The organism is Microcystis aeruginosa NIES-4325 (assembly GCF_008974145.1).
Classification (GTDB): domain Bacteria; phylum Cyanobacteriota; class Cyanobacteriia; order Cyanobacteriales; family Microcystaceae; genus Microcystis; species Microcystis aeruginosa_G.
The window spans coordinates 1-254 of sequence record NZ_BJKP01000148.1 but is presented as its reverse complement, the minus strand read 5'-3'; the positions used below and the strand labels follow the sequence as shown (position 1 = coordinate 254).

Below are 254 nucleotides of genomic sequence, written 5' to 3'. Positions count from 1 at the left end.
TTACAATCCGACATATAGTTGATTCTGATAGTTCCCAGCTTGTACCAATGTGAAAATATGTTCTATATTCTCGCCAATATTCTAACGTTACTAAAACTTGTTCTTCTATAGATAGTTTAGGTTTCAGGGGAGCAAGTCAAAGCTGAAGAACAAATAAACTACTTGACAAAAGCATCAATTGGGTATGGGATAGAGAAAAGAGTAGGGAAAAGACAAAAATGACTCCAGAGCAACAACAAGAACTTAACCAACAT

1 pseudogene is annotated in these 254 nt (G+C 35.0%); it reads right to left on the bottom strand.

The features are described 5' to 3' along the window. Window positions 1-124 (bottom strand): annotated as a pseudogene (locus tag MiAbW_RS19405) (helix-turn-helix domain-containing protein); the annotation flags it as partial. Window positions 125-254: the final 130 nt, after the last annotated feature.